The following is a 21,446-nucleotide window of genomic DNA, read 5'->3' on the forward strand; positions in this document are numbered from 1 at the left end:
CTTAGGCTGGGGATAGCTGTTTCTTTGGTTACTTTCTTTGCAGCAGCAAAGAAAGTAACTGCCGCCCCGCACAGGGGCAGTGCTAATAAACCGACACGAATACGGGATCCGGCGACACAAAAAACCCCCAAGTCAGTCCGCTTCCTCAAGCGCCTCCTCCCGCGGATAAACCCTCACGAGAACAATCCTCGGCCCCTTCATCTTCTTGACCACGATATCGAACCGATCGAACTCGACCCGTTGCCCTTCGGAGGGCAAATCCCCCAGCGCATTGATGACGAGCCCGCCAACCGACTCCGCGCGCCCTTCATCGATATCGATGCCGAGCGCCCGCTCAAGAGAAACCACCGGCAAGCTCCCCTTGCCCATCAACGTGCCGTCGTCCATACGCGACCAGTCGGCATCGCCCTGACGAAACTCGTCGTGAATCTGTCCGACAAGCGCGCCAAGCAGGTTATCGAGCGTGATGAAGCCGATGGGCTTCGCCCCCTTGCGCCCGACGATCGCCAGATGCGGCGCGCCCTTGCGAAAGCGTCGAAACAGTTCGAGCGCCGACAGGTTCGGCGCGACATATTGCACCGGCCGCACATGCCGCGACAGCTTGTCGATCTTCTCGGCGGCATCCTTCGAAAAGGTGAAGTGGAAGCCGCGCGGAGCGCCATCGCCCGCAAGCAACAAGTCCTTCAGATGGATCATGCCGATCACGCGCTCGCCCGATGCATCGGCGAAAAGCGGATAGCGCGAAAAGCGATGCCGCGAGATCACGGCGAGGTTGTCGCGCATCGGCAAATCATTGCGCAGTCCGACGAGTTCGTGCGCCGGACGCATCAGGTCAGACACCGTCATGCGGCTGAAGTCGAGCGAATGCGCGATCGTGTTCCACTCGTCCTCGTTATACGAAGACGCGCCGCCATGACGCCGTCCGCGCAGGATCAGCTTGAGCTCGTCGGTGGAGTAATGTGCATCGTGTCCGTGTTCCGCCGATATGCCGAAGAGCCGCAGCACGAAGTTCGCGCTCGTGTTCAGCACCCAGATGAACGGGTACATCACCCAGTAAAAGCCGTAAAGCGGCGTGGCGAGCCACAGGCCCACCTGCTCCGCGCGACGAATGGCCCAGGACTTGGGCGCCAGTTCGCCGACGACGATATGCAGAAACGAAATGACCGTGAACGCGAAGAAGAGCGACACCGTTTCGATGAGCTTCTCCGATTCGACGCCGAGCAGCGAGAAGAGCGGATGAAGCAGCGTCGCGAACGCGGGCTCGCCGATCCAGCCGAGCCCGAGCGATGCCAGCGTAATGCCGAGCTGACATGCGGACAGATAGGCATCGAGCTGCCCATGCACCTTCGCGAGCAGTCGGCCGGGAAGGCCGTTGGTGCGCGCGAGCGCCTTGACGCGCGTGGGCCGCAGCTTGACGAGCCCGAACTCCGCCGCGACGAAGAAACCATTCAGCGCGACGAGCAACAATGCGCCGATCAGCGCGACAACCTGAGCCAAAGCAACTCTCTTCGAAAGTGGAAAGCGTCAGTATATGGGCGACAGCTGATCGAAAGTCAATTTACATCCCCGCGACCGGCACGCGCACCGACAGCGTGACCTCCGCGTTATCCGCGATGTCGCTGTGCTCGAACGCGCCGCCATGCGCCTCGGCCACGCGCTTGCACAGCGCGAGGCCCCACGCAATGCGCCCGCCTTCGCGCGGCTCCAATGCCTGCCGGCGCGCGAAGGCTTCGAGCACATGAGGCGATGCCGGATCGCCAAGCGCCCGCGCCGACGCGCTGAAGCGCACGTCCGTGCGCCACATGCTGCCCTCGATATTGCTCGACGCACGCACGGCCGCGCCCGACGGGCTCGCCTCGGCGGCGAATGCAAGCATGAGCCAGAGCGTCTGCAGCAGCCGCTCTGCATCGCCTTCGAGTTGCTCTTCCGCAAGCGGCGAGTCGATCTCGATCGTCACGCCACGCGCACGCGCCACGCTGGCACGCGCGAGCGCCGCGCTCTTTTCGAGCAGCGGACGTAACGCGACGGGCGCGAGCGCGACTTGCAACGCCTTGGTTTCGGCGCGCGTCGTATCGACCGACTGCTCGATCAGCTTCACCTGCTGTTCGACGCCCGATCGAATACCCGCGAGCGCGCGCTGCGCGGCGGGATCGTTGGCGTCGACCTTTCGTTCGAGCACGTAACCCCAGCTATGGATCGCGTTGAGCGGTCCGCGCAGATCATGCGATACGACCGAGAGCACATGATCGCGCATGAAGAGCGCGGCCTCGGCACGCAGATGCGCGACGCGATCCGCGCCGCCATGTTCGTCATCCGATGTGCACGCCGCCGCCGACACGATCAGCGTCACGCAATCCGGACCCGGCAGCGCGATGATCGAGAAGGCGCGACTCTCGTCGCCCTCGCCGAACGTCACATGCGCGCGACGCGTGCCGTTGCCCGCGAGCGCGGCATCCGCAGCCGCAGCAAGCGCGGCGGTGAGCGGACGGGGCAACGGGGTATCGGCAAGCAGGCGGCCGCTCAGCGCAGCGGGATCGAGATCGAAGAGATGGGTGAAGACGGCGTCGGCGGAGAGGCATCGCTGGGCGGCGTCGAGCACCAGCACGCCGTCGTTTCCTGCGACGGCCGCATCGAAAGCCTTGTCGCCTTCGGGCTCGACCGTACTGGAAAAAGACGTTGTCACGGTTATGGTTCCTTGCGTGTTTCGGTGTTGCGGTTGATGTCGCGAGATGCGCCGCCGCACTGCTCGTCTGGCCTGAAGAATGGGCCGGCGGATGAAGCCCCTTGCAGGTCATTATATGTGAGCGCCTACGACGCACGCGGCGGGCGCGCCGCGCGCCCCGCCGCCAGACGGTAGCAATTCTTGTGCACGCCCGGCGTGGCCGGACCGAGAATTGCGTGCCGTTTCAGGGCGCGCGCACGCAACGGGCTATGGAAAATATCGGATTGCTATTAATTCGATTTTTGAAGCTTTGATATATGAGTTTCGCGTGGGCGATTTATTTTTTTCCCGACTAGCACGCTTGCAAGAATATAGTCGTGATATCCCGATCATTGAGAACGGTCGAGATTGCATTGCGACGGATGTCGCTTTGAAGACGATCCATCGCCGCGCATCCATGTTTTCCTACCAGCACTTGGCGCAAATTTCAACCGAACGATCGCACGCTGGAACCGGTCTTGCGTGCGCAACCCCACTGATAGATACATTTTTCTCTTGTTTAATAGCTTCTTTCATACGCTTGCGTCCTCTCCGGAAGTTATCGACCATCCGGAACCGGCGCATTTCCTTCGATACGAAGTGCCCCGAAGCCAGGCCAAGGCGTGGGCGCACAGACCTCTTTGGCCCCGCGTCGCATTGACGACACGTCGCTCGGGCGAAACTATTCGCTGCAGGCGCTGTCACGCAAAGGCTGCCAAACACAGGCGAGCCTGCAGGGTTCATAACCCTGCGTCATAGTCATAAAACATGCTGCGCTCCAGCCGGGGAAAAAACCGTTCAATGGCTTCATTCCGAAAGAACTTCACGATCCTGATGACGTTGCAGGTGTCCACCTACCTTGCACCGCTGCTGACGCTGCCGTGGCTTGCGCGCGTCCTCGGTCCGGACGGATATGGACGCCTTTCATTTTGCCTGGCCTTTGTCGCCTACTTCATCTCGCTCGCGAATTTCAGCTTCTCCCTGACCGCGACGCCGAAAGTGTCCATCAATCGGGCGAGCCGCGAACAGCGCTCGAAGATCTTCTGGGAAACCATCATCACGCAGGCCGCGCTCGCGGGTGCCGGCTTCTTCGTCCTGCTCGCGCTGACGTCGTTCATACCTTCGCTGAGAGAGTATCGCGAGTTGCTGATCATCGGCTATGGCATGCCGATCGGTGCGATGCTGATTCCTACGTGGTATTTTCAAGGTATCGAAGATCTCGGCATGTTGAGCGGATTCGTATTCATCGGACGTGCGCTCAGCATTCCTGCTATGTATATCTTCGTGCGCGAGCACGACGATGTCGATATCGCGATGGCCGTCAATGCGCTGGTTCCGCTGCTATCGGGCATTGCGATCTGCACGTATCTGTATTTCCGTCGCGAACTCGACTTCGTGCCCGTGTCGTTCAAGACCATCTTCGGTCGTCTGAAGGACGGCTGGAGCGTGTACATGGCGACCTCCATCGTCGATATTTATGCATCGAGTAACATCGTGCTGCTCACGTTCATTTCGGGCAACGTCGCGGCCGGCTACTTCGCCGCGGGCGACAAGCTGATCCGCGCGGCATTGAACATGCTCTCGCCGCTCAAGACCGCGGCGTACCCGCGCGTGAGCTTTCTCATGCATCATGCAAAGGACGATGCCTTCGCTTTCCTGCGCAAGATGTTCGTCGTGCAGGGCTTGATCGTGTCGCTGATCTCGGTCTGCATTTTCTTCGGCGCACCACTTGCGGTAAAACTCTTGTATGGACCGAAGTTCTTGCCTACCGTAGAAGTGTTGCGTTGGATGGCGTTCGTACCGTTGATGGTCGGCCTCACGGATCTCTTCGGTGTTCAGACCATGCTTCCGCTCGGCATGAAGGCGCAGTTCAGCCGCGTGCTGATGGCGTCCGCCGTGCTGAATTTCGGCTTGCTCGCCGTGCTGGCGAAGCTCTTCGGCGAACAGGGTGCGGCGGCCACGGTGCTGATTGTCGAGACGCTGGCGGCGGCGGCGATGGCCTTCACGCTGCATCTGCAAGGCGTGTCGCTGCTCAAGCGTCCGATTACCGAAAGAGCGGGTTCGGGTACCACGTGAACCGTATGTAGAAATGCGATGTGGATATCAGGATCGGCGTAATGTTTATTTGCGCTTTCGGCAATGAACAAATTGACGTGTTATAAACGGTAACAAGTGATTCTATTTGTTAACGCGTTTTTCAAATGATTGGCTTTCACAAAGCATTGTATTGCACGCCAAGCGCGCATTAGACGCATTTGATTGCGCTCTACTCCAAAAGTTGCATTTAAGTATGTGAGTCAACGAACCGACCTATGCAGTTCGAGCCGATATCTTAATGGTCCAAACAGTGTTTAATTAAGCGAGCCTGCCGAATGGAAACGGATGAAACGTCAGTCGAGCATGTGCAAAAGTTAGCCGATCAAGCCGAGAGCCTGCGCATGCAATCAGTCGCGGTGCCACTCAAGGATCTGCAAATCCTTCTACAGATATGCGAAACGGCGATTGCTCAGCAGAATGCGGCCGCCACGAAATAAGCTTCACGAATTCGTATACGTCAGCACAGGAACGCTGGCGTCGATAACGTCCCGGGCACGGACCGAGGAATGTGCTCAAGCCGGCGAACGACGGCTCCGGCTCTGAAGAACTCAGATCTTTTACTGACCTATCGGCTTTACGTCCCGCTGCAGAAAGGCTGCTTCAATGGCTGAACTGTGCTTTCGGCGCGACGCAGAACAATCTTCGCAAAGACCGACATCGGGGCGCCCATCCGGCCAAATTGACTGGTCCGGGATTCTGCGGCAGGTAAATCCAGGCCTGTTATCAGGCTTGATGGAGTTCCTCGCATCCCGTGCGCAAGGAACGCGTAATGCTATGCCGGATCTCGTGTGTATTTATCGCGCGCGTATTACATCTGCGCGCGATTAGTACTCCGACACGCACATCCCGGCCTTTCATGTTCCTCGAGGTGGTCATGAACGACCACCCGGGATGCGTTCGCCCCAAGCGAGTGTGTCGCGTCATCTTCCATAACGATTAGGCCATTCCTTCACATTGCGTATTGCCGCGGGTGCTCGGCGAGACGCCAATCGAAGAGTTGAATATGAAAGAGATCGTCCATATCACCGAGGCCTTCGGCGGCGGTGTGCTGTCCATGCTGACCCAGCTATCGAACCGCGCGGCGGCGGCCGGTGTCGGCGTAACGATCCTTCATTCGATCCGGCAGGAAACACCGAATAACTTCGCGAAGCTCTTTCATCCTGCGGTAAAGCTAACCTACGTCAGCATGTTCCGCGAAGTGAGCATGAAGAACGATCTGAGCAGCCTGTGGAACCTGGCCCGCAAGCTGAAGGAGTGCGATCCGTCCGTGATTCATCTGCATTCGTCGAAGGCGGGCGTTCTGGGACGTGCCGCCGCGCGCATCGCCGCGCCACGCGCACGCGTGTTCTATTCGCCGCATGGCCTCGCGTTCCTGCGGCGTGACGTATCGCCCGCGAAGCAGTTCGCTTATCTGAGCTTCGAGCGCATCGCCGCGCGACTGGGCGGAACCATCGTCGCATGTTCGAAGAGTGAGCTTGCGGAGATCGAGACGAAGATGCGCGCGCGTCGCGCACGCATGATCGAAAACGGCGTGAACGTGCCGGAGATTCCGCCGCGCATCGACAAGAGCGCCGGCGGGATTCTTATCGGCATGAGCGGCCGCGCCATGTTTCAAAAGAATCATGAGGCCTTCGTGAAGCTCGCCACCGAACTGCGCGACGCGTCCGTCCGCTTCTTGTGGATCGGCGGCAATGAAGACGAGTTGCCTGCGGGAACGCCTAAAGACGCCGTAGCGTGCAGCGGCTGGGTCACGCGCGATCGTGCGCTCGAACTCACGTCAGGGCTCGATATCTATGTGCAGACATCGCGATGGGAGGGCATGCCTATCGCACTCATCGAGGCGCAGGTCGCGGGCATTCCCGCCGTCGTGACCGATGTCGTGGGCAATCGCGATGTCGTTCAGCATGGCGTGACGGGCTTCGTCGCATCGAGCGTGGAAGATATGGCGAAGTACATCGCGTTGTTGCGCGACGACTCGTCGCTTCGCGCACGCATGGGCGCCGAGGCCAGGGCATCTGCGAGCAAGCGCTTTTCGATGGACGCGATCTTCCGTCAATGGCTTTCGATGTACGAGTTCGACTCCGTCAAGCACGCGCGCGCGCCGCTCGATGCCGATGAGATCGCCTATGAAACCAGCTCCGATTCACAGTTCTGACGCCCTGATATGGACACATCCATCGCCAGCAACAAGCTCGTCTATAACGGACGCTTCACGAGCCAGAAGACCACGGGCGTACAACGCGTCGCGCGCGAACTCGTCGCTGCGCTCGTGCAATTGCCCCAAGGCTCCCATGTGACGCTCGCGGTGCCGCCGCAAAGCGGACTCGATCCCGTGCAAGGTGTCGAGACCGTGAAGCTAGGCTTCGGCAAGGGCGTCTTCTGGGAGCAGATCGTGTTGCCGCTCTTCGCCGGGCGCTCGCGTATCGTGAATCTCTCGAACTCGGGCTCGATCTTTCGCGCGAACCAGATCATCTATATGCACGATGCCGCGGTGTTCGACACGCCCGCGCACTTCTCGTGGAAGTTTCGCACCTGGTATCACGTGATGTTCTGGATCCTCGCGCGCACGTCGAGTTGCGTGCTGACCAATTCGAAGTTCTCGCGCGACCGGCTCGCGCATCATGTCGGCGTGCCTGCGGAGCGCATCGGCGTGGTGCCGCTCGCAGCCGATCATCTCGATCACATCATGCCCGATGCATCCGTGATCGAAGAACTGAATCTCACGGACCGCCGTTACGTGCTTGCCGTGAGCAGCATGAATCCGACGAAGAACTTCAAGCGCCTCGTCGAAGCATTCATGCGTCTGAACGATCCTTCGATCGATCTCGTGATCGTGGGTATGAAGAATGCCGCGATCTTCGGCAAGGCACATGATCTGTCGAGTGCGCCAAACATCAAGCAGGCGGGCTATGTCAGCGATGAAAAGCTGAGAGCGCTCTACCAGCGCGCCGCATGCTTCCTCTATCCTTCAATTTACGAAGGCTTCGGCATTCCACCTCTGGAAGCGATGCGCAACGGCTGCCCGACGCTCGTCGGGCGTGCGGCCGCATTGCCGGAGACATGCGGCGACGCATCGATCTATTGCGATCCCTATTCGGTCGAAGATATTTCAAACAAGTTGGGCGAGCTGCTGGCTTCGCCCGAGTTGAGCGAAGACCTCAAGCGTCGCGGCCTCGCGCACGCCGAGCGCTTCCGCTGGACGGAGAGCGCCCGCCTGCTGATGCAGTTCATCGACAAGCCGTGAGACCAAGCGGTGCTACGAACACAGACGCATTTCGAGGGGGAAAGAGCTGGTGAAGTTGGGAATTTATTGTGACTCGGGTATCAACGGCGGCCACGAAAAGATGCTTAAACGGTTCATGCTTGCGCTCATCGCGAGCACTCATGTGAAGACTTTGCATATCCTCGTGCCGACCGCGAACGAGCCGCTGTATCGCTACGTCAGCGACCTGGCGAACGCGCATCCGAAAGTGAAGACGATCGGGCTTCCGCATACGGCGGAATCGATACGCGGCGATGTCTTCGCGCTGTGGCGCACGGTCCGCGCGACCGCGGTGAAACTGCGCGCGCTGCGGCTGAACAAGCTGCTCATTGCGCAAGGCACGATCGCTTCCGGTCTCGCGGGACTCTTCGCCGCGCGTCAGGCGCGTACCACGGCGGTAAGCTATCTGCCGCTCGTCGACGATGCTCCCGCGAACGCGGGCGGTCCCGGCAAGATCAAATGGCTCGTCAAGCGCGCGCTGTATCGCGCGCCGCACGAGTACGTCACGCTGAACGATCATTTGCGCGGCAAGCTGAAGGCGCTCGCGCCCAATGCGCGCGCGATGGTCCTCGAGAACTATGTCGACGACCGCTTCAGCCGCACGACGCTCACGAAAGAAGCCGCGCGCGCCTCGCTCGGCTTGCCCGACGAAGGCACGACGATCATCGCGCATATCGGCCGAATCAACTTCAAACAGAAGCGTCAGGACTTTCTGATGCAGGCCATCGAGCGTCACGCCGATGCATTCGGGCGTACGCTCGTGCTGATCGTCGGCGAAGGACCGGATGCGGCGCGCCTGCAAGCCATGATCGACGCGAGCCCGGCGCTGTCCGCGTGCGTGCGCATGGTCGGGCCGCAGAAGGACGTGCTTCCCTGGATCGTCGCGAGCGATGCGCTCGTGCTGCCTTCCGCATATGAAGGCGTGCCGCTCGTGATGATCGAAGCGGTGCTCGCGCAACGGCCGATCGTCGTATCGCGTGTGTCGGGCCTCGATTCATATCTGCCCGACGCGCTGCTGTTCCCCGCGCACGATCACGATGCATTCGTCGAACGCATCTTCGCAGCGCGTGATCTTCCGCTCGCCGCGCTCGCGCGTGCATTCAGACATCGCTTCTCGCGCGAAGCATTCGACGAGCAGGCGCAAAACGTCTTGCTGCAAGAGAGCGCCGCGCGCGACATGGGCGCTCAGTCCACGCCGCGACATTCCAATGTGCTGATCGAATGACAGCGCGCACTTTTTCGAGGGCCGAACATCGATGCGAACTTTGGTGGCTGCCATATCCCTGTTTGGTGCGCTTTGCTGCGCATCGGTGCTGATCTACGCGCGCGGCGGCACATCCGACGCGTATCACAGCAGTCATTCGGCGAACTCCGCGGAGCACGCCGCGAACGTCGCGTCGCCGAAAATCGCTTGCGGCAATGGATCGAAAGGTGTGTTCTACGGTATCGCGGGGCATCTGGAACATCACGGCGCGTACGGCATGAGCGACTACGCCTTGCAGATTTCACAGCTTCGCGATCTCGGCGTCACGATGTACGCGCAAGATGTATCGAGCGAGCAAAGCGCTCACATGGTCGCGGATTTCGCGCGCGCGGCGGCGAAACAATGCGTCGGCGTGCTCGCGCTCGTTACGCCCTTCGAGCCGGAAAAGCGCGCAAACGAGCAGGAAACCTTCGAGCGCGGCTATGCTTTAGGGAAGACGGCGGGGCGCGTACTGAAGGGCCTCGTTACGTACTATCAGGTCGGCAACGAGTACGACAACTGGACGATACTCGGCTCGGACCGCAGCGGCGAGCATCCGCAGGACTACGACAACGCGAAGTTCATGAAAGCGCGCGGCTCGATCCTCGGTCTGATCAAAGGCATACGCGAAACGAATCCGGACGCGAAGATCCTGCTGACATCGTTCAGCTGGCTGCATTACGGCTTCACCGACATGCTATATGCGGGCACGCAGCCCGACGGCACGCGCGGTCATCCCATTCCCCACTGGGACATCACCGCGTGGCACTGGTATTCGAACATGGGATCGATCACTGCGGCCGGCGACAAGAAGGTCAACGTGCTCGAGCGCCTGCGCGACAGCTACGGCAAGCCCATCTGGATCACCGAGTACGGCGTGCGGCCGACGCACGCGGACCCGGCCGGCTATCTCGTCGGCAAGGATGCATTGAAGGGATTCGTGTCGCTCGCGAAGACTTACAACATACAGAACGTGACATTGTACGAGCTATATGACGACCAGCGCTACGGCGGCGATGGCAACTACGGTGTGATCCAGGACGACGGTAAAACGCGCAAATCTCGCTTCGATACCGTGCGGGATTTCATCAAGGCCAACCCGATGCCGTAGGAAATCGACACTTTGGTACGACAAATAAAGCATGGGCAAAACTGCAAATTATCGCGCGAAAGAGCGGGGGCGCAAGTGGCGTACCCGCCCTTACCATGCCCGTTATGTTCGCTACTCAACAGACGCGTGCAGTTTGGACCCGGAAGATAGCCTTGACGCTTTATTTTCCAGACTTACCGTATCGTTTGACAGCAAGCGATTCGTAACGGGATTCGCGAGTTTCATCCGCCGAATCTTGAGGCGCGATGCCGAGGCACGGAGTGTGCTCCTGGCAGATATCGCACTCCGACGAGCCGACGTGCTTCGTCATGCGACCTCGAAGCAACATGTGCTTCGCCCGCTTTTCAGAGCCTCTCGCGTCTTTAGTCTGGAAGTTCCGACGGCCATAGGCCGGATCAACAACACGCAAGACGTACCGCGGACATGCCGCGCGGGCTCTCTGTTTTTCTCGGCCCGGGAAACAACGGTCAACTTATCGAACTGAGGACGGCGCCTTTGAACACCCTCTATGTGAACTCCGGATCTTCGCGCCCCGGCAAGGACGACGGTGAATTCACCGCGAGCGACATGCTCAGGCTCCTGCGCGATCACCTTGGCATCCTGTTCCTGTTCATCGGGATCACGGCCGCGCTCGCGACCGCGTATGCATTTCTTGCCACGCCCATCTATTCTTCGGACGTCGTCGTGCGCGTTGATCCACCCGATCCGAACGCGCTCGGCATCGCGCCGCAAAACCAGATGCAGATGCAGCAGTCTCAGCCGACGGTCAACCAGCTCGCGCCCGCGGAAATCTCCGTGATGCAAAGCCGCTCGGTGCTCGAACCCGTCGTGAAGCAGTTCCACTTCGACATCAAGGTCAAGCCGACCACGTTCCCCGTGCTCGGCCAGATCGCGGATATCTTCGCGAAGAAGGGACATCTGTCTCCCGCATGGTTCGGCCTCGATTCATACGGCTGGGGCGGCGAATCGCTGCAGATCGGCCGCCTCGACGTGCCGCCCGCGCTCGAAGACCAGAAGCTCGATCTCGTTCTGCTCGACAACAACCAGTACGAGTTGCGCGATCCCGATGGCGCGATGCTTCTGCGCGGCACGATCGGCCGTCCGGCATCGGCGAACGGCGTGTCGATTCTCGTCAACGGCGCGCTCGGCCATCCGGGCGTGCACTTCGACGTGACGCGCCTCAATACGCTCGATGCAATCGCGCTCATGAAGAAGTCGATGAAGGTGGCCGAGTCCGCGAAAGACACGGGCGTCGTGCAGATCACCTTCAACGCCGACGATCCCGCGCTGACCGCCGATGTCGCGAACGCGCTCGGCCAGGCGTATCTGACCGCGGCCGTTCAGGCGCGCCAGGCGAACGACACGAAGACGCTCGAATTCATCCGCGGAGAACTGCCGCGCCTCGAAAGCGATCTGCGGCGCGCGGAGGGCAACCTGAGCTCGTTCCGTTCCAAATCGCAGTCGGTGCAACCGCTCAACGAAGCGCAGGCGTATCTGCAAGGCAGCATCGTATCGATGCAGCAACTGGCCACGCTCAAGCTGCAGCGCACGCAAGCCTTGCAGCGCTTCCAGCCGAGCAGCCCGCAAGTGGTCAATCTGAATCAGCAGATCTCTGAGCTGGAGGCATCGAACAAGCAGATTCAGCAGCGCTTCGACAGCATGCCTGCTTCGGAACGTCAGAACGCGACCCTCACGCGTGACGCGCGCGTGGCCGAAACCATTTACATGGGCATGGTGAACAAGGCGCAGGAGCTTTCCGTGCGGCGTGCGAGCACGAGCGGCGGCGCGCATATCGTCGATAACGCGCTGCGCCCGTATCGTCCGGTTAAACCGCACAAGTCGCTGGTGATCGCCGCGGGCACGGGCCTCGGCTTCTTCATCGGCACGTTCTTCATCTTCCTGCGCCGCCACGCGATGATCGGCGTGACCGATCCGATGTTCGTCGAGCGCCGTCTTTCGGTGCCCGTGCTGGGAGAAGTGCTGTACAGCCGGCAGCAAGCCATGCTCGATCACGAGATCGCCGTATCGCCGGTCGAACATGCGCCGCTCACTTACTCAGGGGCGCAAAACAGTGGTCCACCGAAGGCGCTGCCCTATGTTCATCTGCCGGAGCACGACGCGTTCGCGATGCCGCACGTCGCCGACACGGATCGCGATGCCCGCGTGCTCGCCACGCGCTTCCCGCACGATCCGGCGATCGAGGCGCTGCGCGCCGTGCGCACGGAGCTGTATCGCGATCTCGCCAATGCGCCGAACAACATCGTGATGCTGACAGGCCCGATTCCGTCGGCGGGCAAGAGCTTCGTCGCGGCGAATCTGTCGGTGCTGCTCGCGGAAATCGGGCTGCGCGTGCTGCTGATCGACGGCGACATGCGGCGCGGTCATATCGCCTCGTTCTTCAAGCAGTCGAATCCGGGCGGTCTATCGGAAGTGCTCAAGGGCGAACTGGCGCTCGGCGACGCGATCCGCTATGTCGGCGTGCCGGGGCTGTCGTTCATGTCGTGCGGCGGCTATCCGGAGAATCCTTCCGAGCTGCTGATGATGCCGGGCTTTCGCAACATGCTTGCGCGCATGAGTGATCAGTTCGATCTCGTGATCCTCGATACGCCGCCGTTCCTCGTCGTGACCGACGCGGCGATCGTCGCGAGCGACGCGGGTTCGACAGTGCTCGTGCTGCGCTCGGGCATCCAGAGCGAGGAAGAGATCGAGGAGACCGTGAAGAAGGTGCAGCGTTCGGGCGGCAGGCTCGTCGGCTCGGTGTTCAATGCGATTCCGCGACGCCCGAGCAATCGTCGCAGTTATGGTTATGCGGCGGCATATACGAGTTCGTTCAAGTCGGCGCATTAACGGCGCGCGCATAATGAAGCGTAGAGGTTGAAGGCATCGCGCCGCGTGCCCGTCACGCGGCGCATTGCGTTGTAACGCTGGCCGTGGGACGTGTTCGATTGTTCATACGTCTTGTCCGCGAGGGTAGATTCGAAGGCTTCGACGCGCTCGCGCCGTCAACCGGGTCGATGAGAGACACGCATATGAGCGGACCTTTTTCCTTCAGGAATCGGCTCGTGCAATGCCCGCGCTGCCGCAGGCAGGTGGCCGTGGGCATGAACGTGTGTCCGCATTGCGATTTTCATCGCGTGCGCAAGGCTGAGCCCTTGCCGGCGCCGGAGCCCGTGCCCGTTCAGACGCCCATCCCGGTTGTCGAAGAGGTTCGGCTCGCAGAAACGACAGACCTGCCCTCGCGTTCGATGCTCGTGATTCTGCTGGCTATGCTGGCGACATTCCGGCGCCGTGCATGACCGATGGAGCATGGTTCGCACCGACATTCATAACGATCGACAGCCCGTTTGAAACGGGCCCATCCAACCTTCGATGATGAAAGAAAAAGCGGCGCTGACCGACCTGTACTACCGAATCTGGGCCTTCGCGATGCCGGTGACGTCGTTCCTCGTCATGCCGTCGATTCAAGGCACGACGATCGGCTATCTGATGTGCTTCCTCTCCGTGCCGCTCGTGCTGCTGTTCGGCGGACGCGCGCGCAAGAGTTGGATGCACTTCGTCGGCGCGGCGATCCTCGTGTGGCTGCTGATGGTCTGCACGTCGCAACTCGCCGACATGATGGCGCCCTTCGATCCCGACTTCAGCAAGATCGTGCTCGTCGACGACAAGGATCCCTTCACCTTCATCATGCGCAAGAGCATGTTCACGCAGTCCATCTACGTGTCGGCTGTCGTGCTCTATGCGGCTTATGTGTATCACTACTACAAGCCGACGTGGGACCAGTGGATTCTCGCCGCCGTCACGCTGTTCGCGCTGTACGGCATGTTCGAGGTGGCCTATTACATCGTCACGGGCCAGCCGGGCGACTTCGTCTCGAACCGCGCGTTCGGCGATCAGTTCGGCAAGGGCATCGTGCGCTCGGACGGCACGGTGAACGGCAGTTCGTTCCAGCAGATCGACATCAAGGGCATTCCGATCCAGCGCCTGAAGGCGCTCACCGGCGAGCCGTCGATGTATGCGATGTCCATCTTTCCGTTCTGGGTCTACTTCAACGCGACGTCGCGCGTGCGCTGGCCGGTATGGGTGATCGGCCTGTCGCTGCTCATGACCACGTCGTCGACGGTGCTGATCGGTTATGCGGTGTATTCGCTCATCCGCGTGCGCAAGCTCGGCATCAATCCGGTCAAGGCGCTGATCGGCCTCTTCGTTCTGTGCGTGATCGCGTATCTCCTGCAGGATTACATCGCCGATCTCTTCAAGCAGATGGTGGTGGACAAGCTCGAACAGAAAACCGAGTCGGGCTCGGACCGCTCGCTGCTGTTCCTCGAATCGATGCGCCTGTGGTTCAATGCGTCGCCGCTCAATCAGATCTTCGGCATCGGCTTCGGTTATATCCGCTCGACCGATCTGTTCTCGACGCTGCTCGTCAATACGGGTATCGTCGGCACGGTATTCATCAGCTCGCTGATGCTTTACCCGGCGTTCAAGCTCGACTGGGACCCGCGCGGCATGGCGCTGCGCCAGTGCTGCGCCGCGACCTGGACGATGATGATGGTGTCCGTGCCCGAGTTTGCCTATCTTGCGCCCTGGACGCTGGTCGCGATGGCGTACGTGCGCGTGCGCGCGCTCAAGATCGCGAGGCAGCAGGTCGGGGACAAGGCCGCTGCCGCCGCGATGCACGATGCGCAGGACGGCGCATCGATCGGCACCGCCATCGGCAGGCACGTGAGGCCCGAGATCGGGCCGCGCATCGGCTCGCGCTTCGGCCCGCGCGGCCGGCATCTCTGATCGCCCGAGCCCGGCTCCGCTTCCTGCGACGTTCTACAATGTTGGTTTCGACCACCGGCCATCCATCGGCGATGGCCGGGCAACCAGGGAGCAACCATGTCGATTGTCACGACCGATTCCGGTCTCAAATACGAAGACGTCACCGTTGGCGAGGGCGCTGAAGCCGTCGCGGGCAAGACGGTCAGCGTGCACTATACGGGCTGGCTCACGGACGGCCAGAAGTTCGATTCGAGCAAGGACCGCAACGACCCGTTCGCCTTCGTGCTGGGCGGCGGCATGGTCATCAAGGGCTGGGACGAAGGCGTGCAGGGCATGAAGGTGGGCGGCGTGCGCCGTCTCACGATTCCGCCGCAACTCGGCTACGGCGCGCGTGGCGCGGGCGGCGTGATTCCGCCGAACGCGACGCTCGTGTTCGAAGTGGAACTGCTGGACGTCTGAGCGATCTCGGCATGAGCGCGCCGCTTCATCGTCCCGCCGTGTCGCTGCGCCGCTATGAGGCGGCGCAAGCGTCGGACGTGCACGACTTTCATCAGATCGTGCTCGGCCTCGACGGGTCGATGGAGATGGCCGTCGATGGCAACGGCGCGCGCATCGATTGCAGCGGCGCGTGGATCATCCCGGCGGGCGCGCGCCACGATTACTGGGCCGACGGCGACAATCGCCAGCTCGTGCTCGATCTGCCCGCCACCTCTGTCGCGGTGCCTGAACGTTATTTCGAGCGGGCGCGCGCGGTCGCGATCGATCCGCGCGTCACGCAGGCAGTCGCCGAGGTTGCTCATCGCGCGAACGGCGCTGCGCACTTCTCCGAGCGATTCTCATGGCAGGTTGCCGCGCATCTGTGCGGCGCGCTGATGCACGATACCGACGATTCCGTCGACATGATGCGTGGGCTCGACTTCGCGCGCATCGATCGATGGTTGCGTCTGCATTTGTCGGAGCCGCTGCGTATCGCCGATCTCGCCGCGCATTGCGGCTTCGGCATGCGGCGCTTTCATCAGCTCTTCAATGAGGCGTTTGGCGAGACGCCGCATCGGTACTTACATCGTCTGCGGCTCGATACCGCGTTGACCTTGCTCGCAGATCCTCGTGCGACGCTTATCGATATCGCGCTCGATGTTGGCTTCGCCGATCAAAGTGCGTTCACGCATGCGTTTTCTAAACGCTTCGGCATTTCGCCAGGGCAATGGCGGCATGGCGGGTTCAGGTCGTTGCGCGGCGGTTAGGTTGGTTTTTTGGCAGATGTTTTGGGCTTCGGTGGATCCCGTTTTCTTTTTGGTTTATTAGCGTTGCCCCTGTGCGGGGCGGCAGTCACTTTCTTTGCTGCTGCAAAGAAAGTAACCAAAGAAACAGCTATCCCCAGCCTAAGCACTTCACACCGGCCGCGGCACAGGCGATTGGCTGAATGGCCCGGCTGTAGCGAGTGCCCTCGTAGGTCTCGCGGGGCTTGGACCGCGCACGGCCTGACTCATCGCACCACAGAACAAACTGGTTCAGCACCGAATAGCTCCAGCCCGCTTCGCGGCCGATGGGTCAATCGGGTGTGCGTACGCTTCTTCCTCGATGGTTTCCCTCGCATACCCGACGGCAGCGCGTAGCGCTGTGCCGAAGCTCTTTCGTGCTGAACCAGCGCGCTCAAGGTTATGGTTTGTCAGACCGTGCGCGAGCCAAGCCCGGTAAGTCCTTCGAGGGCGACACTTAGGCGAGTGCCACCGCGGGCTGGCAAGCATGGCCAACCTGCGTGTGACCGCGGGCGGTGAGAAGCTGCTTTCTTTGGTTACTTTCTTTGCAGCAGCAAAGAAAGTGACCCCCGCCCCGGGGAGGGGCAGTGCTAATAGACCAATAAGAAATCGGGATCCGGCGACACAAAAAACCCCCATCGATCGACTCTACAAACCCAACCCCCGCGCCAAATCGGCGCGCACATCCCGAGGATCCTCAAGCCCGACAGCAAGCCGAATCAGCCCTTCAAAAATGCCCGCGCCTTCCCGCACCTCCACTGCAAGACGCCCGTGCGTCGTCGTAGAAGGATGCGTGATCGTCGTACGCGTATCGCCGAGATTCCCGGTGATAGAGCACAGCTTCGTGCCGTCAATCACGCGCCATGCGTTCGCGCGCTGCTGCTCCTGCGTGTCGCCCTTCAATTCGAACGATACGATCGCACCACCCGCCTTCTGCTGCTTCTTCGCGATCGCATGCTGCGGATGCGATTCGAGACCCGGATAAAACACGCGATTCACCGCCGGATGCGCTTCGAGCCAGCGCGCGATCTCCAGCGCATTCGCCGACTGTTTCTCGACGCGAAGCGCGAGCGTCTCCATCCCCTTCAACAGCACCCATGCGTTGAACGCCGACATCGTCGGACCGGCGCTGCGCACGAACGGAAACACCGTCTCCATGATGAAGCGCTTCGAGCCGACGAGCGCGCCGCCGAGCACGCGGCCCTGACCGTCGAGAAACTTCGTGGCCGAATGCATCACGACGTCCGCGCCGAGTTTCAGCGGCTGTTGCAATGCCGGACTGCAAAAGCAGTTATCGACGACGAAGATCGCGCCGTTATGCTTCGCGATCTTCGCGATCGCCTCGATGTCCGCGATCCCCGTCAGCGGATTCGACGGCGTCTCCAGAAAGAACATCTTCGTCTCGGGCCTCACGGCCGCCTGCCACTCATCGGGCTTCGTCGGATCGACGAACGTCGTCGTGATGCCGAACTTCGGGAAGATCTGCGTGAACATGCCGATCGTCGATCCGAACAGGCTCTTCGAACTGACGATGTGATCGCCCTGCTGCATCGACGCCATCACGACGGACAATATCGCCGACATGCCCGATGCCGTCGCCATGCAGGCTTCGCCGCCTTCGAGCGCGGCAAGGCGGTTCTGGAACATCGTGACGGTGGGGTTGGTAAAGCGTGAATACGTGTACGCTTCTTCGGAATTCTTGAAGCGCTCGGCCGCCTCCGCCGCACTCGAAAAGCAGAAGCTCGACGTGAGAAAGAGCGCCTCGGCATGCTCGTTGAATTCGCTGCGCAAGGTCCCGGCGCGCACGGCGAGCGTATCGAAGTTCAGGTTGTCGTCCATGTTTTTCTCCCTTGTTTTAAAGCTCGCGACGCAAAAAAGCCCGCTTGGTCCTTGCAGACGAAGCGGGCTCTTGTGAAGCGCCGAAGACTTACTCGACCGATAGCTGCAGATGCAACTGTGAGCGCGTCATGCCGCCTTCCTGCGCTTCGCTCGCAGCGTCACGGTCCGACTGCGATTGCGGCGCAAGACGCGCCGTCTCGATGCGATCGAGATAATCGGTCGTCACGTCGCCGGTGATGTAGTTGCCGTCGAAGCACGAAGCCTCGAATTCCTTCAGCGCCGGGTTGATGTCGCGGATCGCGTTCTTCAGGTCTTCCACGTCCTGGTAGACGAGATAGTCCGCGCCGATCATGCGCGCGACTTCCTCGTCGCTGCGGCCGTGCGCAACGAGTTCGCCGCGCGTCGGCATGTCGATGCCGTACACGTTCGGGAACTTCACCGGCGGCGCGGCGGACGCGAAGATCACCTTGTTCGCGCCGGCATCGCGGGCCATCTGCACGATTTCATGCGAGGTCGTGCCGCGCACGATGGAATCGTCGACGATCAGCACGTTCTTGCCCTTGAACTCGATGCCCATCGCGTTCAGCTTCTGGCGCACCGACTTCTTGCGCACCGCCTGGCCCGGCATGATGAAGGTGCGGCCCACGTAGCGGTTCTTGAAAAAGCCCTCGCGATACTCGACCCCGAGCTTCGCGGCCACCTGCATCGCTGCGGGGCGCGAGGAATCGGGAATCGGCATCACGACGTCGATCGGCACATCGGGCAGCACGCGCTTGATCTTCTCGGCGAGGTAGTCGCCCATGCGCAGACGCGCGTTGTAGACCGGCACGCCGTCGAGGCACGAATCCGGACGCGCGAGATACACGAGCTCGAAGATGCAGGGGTTGAGCGCGGGTTTCTCCGCGCATTGATGGCTGTGCAGATTGCCCTCGGCGTCGATGAAGATCGCTTCGCCCGGCTCGACATCGCGCACGAACTCGAAGCCGATGCCTTCGATCGCCACCGACTCCGACGCGACCATCCATTCGACGCCCGTCGCCGTTTCCTGCTTGCCAAGCACGAGCGGGCGGATGCCGAACGGATCGCGGAACGCCACGAGCCCGTAGCCCGCGATCAGCGAGACGATCGCATACGAACCCTTCACGCGGCGATGCACGCCCGCGACGGCCCTGAACAGCGCGGTGGCGTCGAGCTGAAGGCCCGAGCTCGCGAGCTGCAGTTCGTGCGCGAACACGTTGAGGAGCACTTCGGTGTCGGATGCGGTGTTGATGTGCCGGCGGTCGATGCGGAACATCTCGTCCTTCAGCTGCATCCAGTTCGTGAGGTTGCCGTTATGCGCGAGGATGATGCCGAACGGCGCGTTCACGTAGAACGGCTGTGCTTCTTCCTCGCTCGACGCGGAACCGGCGGTCGGATAACGCACCTGGCCGATGCCCACGTTGCCCGGCAGGCTGCGCATGTTGCGCGTGCGGAACACGTCGCGCACCATGCCGTTGGCCTTATGCATGTGGAAGTTGTTGCCGTTCGCCGTGGCGATGCCCGCCGCGTCCTGTCCGCGATGCTGGAGCAGGAGCAGGCTGTCATAGATCAGCTGATTGACGGGAGTCTGGGAAACTACACCTACGATGCCGCACATGGCATGGTCCTTCAAAGAGTCGAAACGGGTAGACAAGGCGTGGCCCGGATCTCATCGACGCTTCTCTCGAAATTCGGCCGTAACGAGGCCGGCCGAAGCGTCATCGAGCCGTCGCGTGTCCCTCGTGTAGCTGGCCGTTCGTCTATTGTGCGGCGTTTGGCGCCAGGCCGCTCGGTTCGGGAGCGACGTGCACATACGCGGCGAGCGTATCGGGGAGCAGCGGTTTCAATTCGCGCACGCCTTGCTCGGCCATCGGCCGCAGCAGCGCATTGCGCCAAAAATCCTTTTCCGGCAGTTCGGTCAAGCCAGCCAGGGCGACCAGAACCACTACCAATATAGCCCCTCTCACGAGGCCGAACAGCAAGCCCAACGAGCGATCGACGCCGCGCAGGCCAGTCACTTCGGTGATGCGCGTCAGAAGCGCCGACAGCACGCTCGATATGAGCAGCACCGCCGCGACCACCAGCACGAACGCCACGAGCCATTGCGTGAGCGCGCCGCCGGGCCATGTCGACGGAATATAGGGCACGACGAGTCCGACGAAGCGTCCGGCGATCAAAATGGCGGCCACCCAGCCGACCAGACCGAACGCCTCGGCCAGCAGGCCGCGCCACATGCCGCGCAGCGCCGACAAGCCAATCACAGCCATCACGCCGTAGTCGAAAGCGGTGAACATCGAATCTGCTTAGTTCGATGCCCGGGTGCCGCCGCCCAGGCCGGCCTGACGCACCTTCACGAGCGCCGCCTGCGCCGACGCGCGATCCGGGAACGGACCCGCGCGCAACAGCGATTTGGTCGCGCCATCCGACTGCTTGCGATGTTCGAGATATGCGGGCACACCCGCCGACTTCAACTTGTTGACCCAGTTCTGCGCGGCGGTTTCGTCGTCGAACTGGCCGATTTGCAGCACGAACCGGCTGCCCGCCGGCGACGACGGCGTATTCGCCGCGCCCGCCGCCGCGTTGGCGGCGGTGTTCGCGTTGGCTTCTTCGGAAGCTTCCGCGGGCTGTTTTGCGTTTTGGCCTGCGACAGCGGCAGGTTTCGACGGCTTCGCTTCGGGTTTCGGCTGTTCCGCCGGTTCAGGCTTTGCTTGTGCCGTGGCGGCGGGCTGCGGTTGCGTCACGCCAGCGGCCACACTGCCCGATGCGCCCGCAGGCGCGTCATGCGCGACGCCGGCTTGCGTATCCGCGTCGTTCGCGTCGCGCGACTGCTTCGCGGCAGGCGCGGGGCGGTTGGGAATATCGATGGAAATGTCGTTGGTGACGGGCTTCGGGCGCGAATCCAGCACCATCGGCAAGACGATGACGGCGGCCAGCACCAGTGCGATCGCGCCGACGAGCCTGCGGCGCGCGCGCTGTTTCTCGGGCAGCGTGGGATCGAGCATCATCGCGTCGGCGCCGGTGCGCTCCGAACGGCGCGTGCGGCGCTCGGTGCGGACCGTCTGACGCGAACCGCGCGAGGAATCGGAATATGCGTCGCGACCGGAGTCGTCTTTCTTGCCGAACGAAAAGAGTCCCATGTATCGCTTGGTGCC

16 protein-coding genes are annotated in these 21,446 nt (G+C 61.5%); 10 read left to right on the forward strand and 6 right to left on the reverse strand.

What is annotated here, in order from left to right; genetic code table 11:
* Nucleotides 1-132: 132 nt before the first annotated feature.
* Nucleotides 133-1,497 (reverse strand): hemolysin family protein, encoded by a 1,365-nt coding sequence (locus PQR08_RS35700; RefSeq protein WP_238214796.1) that lies wholly within the window; start codon nucleotides 1,495-1,497, stop codon nucleotides 133-135.
* A gap of 61 nt (nucleotides 1,498-1,558) precedes the next feature.
* A complete protein-coding gene (locus tag PQR08_RS35705; RefSeq protein WP_313761180.1) occupies nucleotides 1,559-2,683 on the reverse strand; it encodes a sensor histidine kinase in 1,125 nt (374 codons plus the stop codon).
* 819 nt (nucleotides 2,684-3,502) lie between these two features.
* On the opposite strand from PQR08_RS35705, the gene PQR08_RS35710 reads away from it, so the two are divergent.
* The 10 genes from PQR08_RS35710 (at nucleotide 3,503) to PQR08_RS35755 (ending at nucleotide 16,422) form a co-directional block, all read left to right on the forward strand.
* Nucleotides 3,503-4,777: a flippase gene (locus PQR08_RS35710; protein WP_187605533.1), complete on the forward strand. Its 1,275-nt coding sequence runs from the start codon at nucleotides 3,503-3,505 to the stop codon at nucleotides 4,775-4,777.
* 296 nt (nucleotides 4,778-5,073) lie between these two features.
* Nucleotides 5,074-5,235, forward strand: coding sequence for a hypothetical protein (locus PQR08_RS35715; protein ID WP_187605532.1), 162 nt, complete (start codon nucleotides 5,074-5,076; stop codon nucleotides 5,233-5,235).
* A 560-nt stretch (nucleotides 5,236-5,795) separates the two neighbouring features.
* Complete coding sequence (locus PQR08_RS35720) at nucleotides 5,796-6,953, forward strand: glycosyltransferase (protein WP_408164059.1); 1,158 nt, start codon at nucleotides 5,796-5,798, stop codon at nucleotides 6,951-6,953.
* Between the two features lie 9 nt (nucleotides 6,954-6,962).
* A complete protein-coding gene (locus PQR08_RS35725; RefSeq protein WP_250484310.1) occupies nucleotides 6,963-8,042 on the forward strand; it encodes a glycosyltransferase family 4 protein in 1,080 nt (359 codons plus the stop codon).
* A 142-nt stretch (nucleotides 8,043-8,184) separates the two neighbouring features.
* Nucleotides 8,185-9,285, forward strand: coding sequence for a glycosyltransferase (locus tag PQR08_RS35730; RefSeq protein ID WP_250484309.1), 1,101 nt, complete (start codon nucleotides 8,185-8,187; stop codon nucleotides 9,283-9,285).
* 43 nt (nucleotides 9,286-9,328) lie between these two features.
* Nucleotides 9,329-10,414, forward strand: a complete 1,086-nt coding sequence (locus PQR08_RS35735) for a glycosyl hydrolase (protein ID WP_238214806.1) — start codon at nucleotides 9,329-9,331, stop codon at nucleotides 10,412-10,414.
* Between the two features lie 495 nt (nucleotides 10,415-10,909).
* Entirely contained in the window at nucleotides 10,910-13,261 is a 2,352-nt protein-coding gene (locus tag PQR08_RS35740) for a polysaccharide biosynthesis tyrosine autokinase (RefSeq protein WP_250484308.1), read from the forward strand.
* Between the two features lie 522 nt (nucleotides 13,262-13,783).
* Nucleotides 13,784-15,199: a hypothetical protein gene (locus tag PQR08_RS35745; RefSeq protein WP_187605525.1), complete on the forward strand. Its 1,416-nt coding sequence runs from the start codon at nucleotides 13,784-13,786 to the stop codon at nucleotides 15,197-15,199.
* A 96-nt stretch (nucleotides 15,200-15,295) separates the two neighbouring features.
* The gene (locus PQR08_RS35750) at nucleotides 15,296-15,637 is read left to right on the forward strand and encodes an FKBP-type peptidyl-prolyl cis-trans isomerase (protein ID WP_035502329.1); all 342 of its coding nucleotides are present in this window, start codon (nucleotides 15,296-15,298) and stop codon (nucleotides 15,635-15,637) included.
* A gap of 11 nt (nucleotides 15,638-15,648) precedes the next feature.
* On the forward strand, nucleotides 15,649-16,422 hold the full coding sequence (locus PQR08_RS35755) for a helix-turn-helix transcriptional regulator (RefSeq protein ID WP_250484307.1): 774 nt from the start codon (nucleotides 15,649-15,651) through the stop codon (nucleotides 16,420-16,422).
* A 663-nt stretch (nucleotides 16,423-17,085) separates the two neighbouring features.
* On the opposite strand, the gene PQR08_RS35760 is transcribed toward PQR08_RS35755, so the two are convergent.
* The 4 genes from PQR08_RS35760 to PQR08_RS35775 all read right to left on the reverse strand — a co-directional run bounded on the left by PQR08_RS35760 (nucleotide 17,086) and on the right by PQR08_RS35775 (nucleotide 21,431).
* A complete protein-coding gene (locus tag PQR08_RS35760; RefSeq protein WP_250484306.1) occupies nucleotides 17,086-18,276 on the reverse strand; it encodes an O-succinylhomoserine sulfhydrylase in 1,191 nt (396 codons plus the stop codon).
* An 88-nt stretch (nucleotides 18,277-18,364) separates the two neighbouring features.
* The gene (purF, locus tag PQR08_RS35765) at nucleotides 18,365-19,912 is read right to left on the reverse strand and encodes an amidophosphoribosyltransferase (protein WP_187605522.1); all 1,548 of its coding nucleotides are present in this window, start codon (nucleotides 19,910-19,912) and stop codon (nucleotides 18,365-18,367) included.
* Nucleotides 19,913-20,054: 142 nt separating this feature from the next.
* A complete protein-coding gene (locus tag PQR08_RS35770; protein ID WP_187605521.1) occupies nucleotides 20,055-20,588 on the reverse strand; it encodes a CvpA family protein in 534 nt (177 codons plus the stop codon).
* A 9-nt stretch (nucleotides 20,589-20,597) separates the two neighbouring features.
* Nucleotides 20,598-21,431, reverse strand: coding sequence for an SPOR domain-containing protein (locus PQR08_RS35775; protein WP_250484305.1), 834 nt, complete (start codon nucleotides 21,429-21,431; stop codon nucleotides 20,598-20,600).
* Between the last annotated feature and the right edge of the window lie 15 nt (nucleotides 21,432-21,446).

It is taken from the genome of Caballeronia jiangsuensis (assembly GCF_046030135.1).
GTDB classification, from domain to species: domain Bacteria; phylum Pseudomonadota; class Gammaproteobacteria; order Burkholderiales; family Burkholderiaceae; genus Caballeronia; species Caballeronia jiangsuensis.

Excerpts from the sequence above, each read along its gene's own strand:
- PQR08_RS35760 (WP_250484306.1), bottom strand. The coding sequence starts at position 18,276 with ATGGACGACAACCTGAACTTCGATACGCTCGCCGTGCGCGCCGGGACC.
- PQR08_RS35775 (WP_250484305.1), bottom strand. The coding sequence starts at position 21,431 with ATGGGACTCTTTTCGTTCGGCAAGAAAGACGACTCCGGTCGCGACGCA.
- PQR08_RS35715 (WP_187605532.1), top strand. The coding sequence starts at position 5,074 with ATGGAAACGGATGAAACGTCAGTCGAGCATGTGCAAAAGTTAGCCGAT.
- PQR08_RS35755 (WP_250484307.1), top strand. The coding sequence starts at position 15,649 with ATGAGCGCGCCGCTTCATCGTCCCGCCGTGTCGCTGCGCCGCTATGAG.
- PQR08_RS35750 (WP_035502329.1), top strand. The coding sequence starts at position 15,296 with ATGTCGATTGTCACGACCGATTCCGGTCTCAAATACGAAGACGTCACC.
- PQR08_RS35770 (WP_187605521.1), bottom strand. The coding sequence starts at position 20,588 with ATGTTCACCGCTTTCGACTACGGCGTGATGGCTGTGATTGGCTTGTCG.
- PQR08_RS35725 (WP_250484310.1), top strand. The coding sequence starts at position 6,963 with ATGGACACATCCATCGCCAGCAACAAGCTCGTCTATAACGGACGCTTC.
- PQR08_RS35745 (WP_187605525.1), top strand. The coding sequence starts at position 13,784 with ATGATGAAAGAAAAAGCGGCGCTGACCGACCTGTACTACCGAATCTGG.
- PQR08_RS35710 (WP_187605533.1), top strand. The coding sequence starts at position 3,503 with ATGGCTTCATTCCGAAAGAACTTCACGATCCTGATGACGTTGCAGGTG.
- purF (WP_187605522.1), bottom strand. The coding sequence starts at position 19,912 with ATGTGCGGCATCGTAGGTGTAGTTTCCCAGACTCCCGTCAATCAGCTG.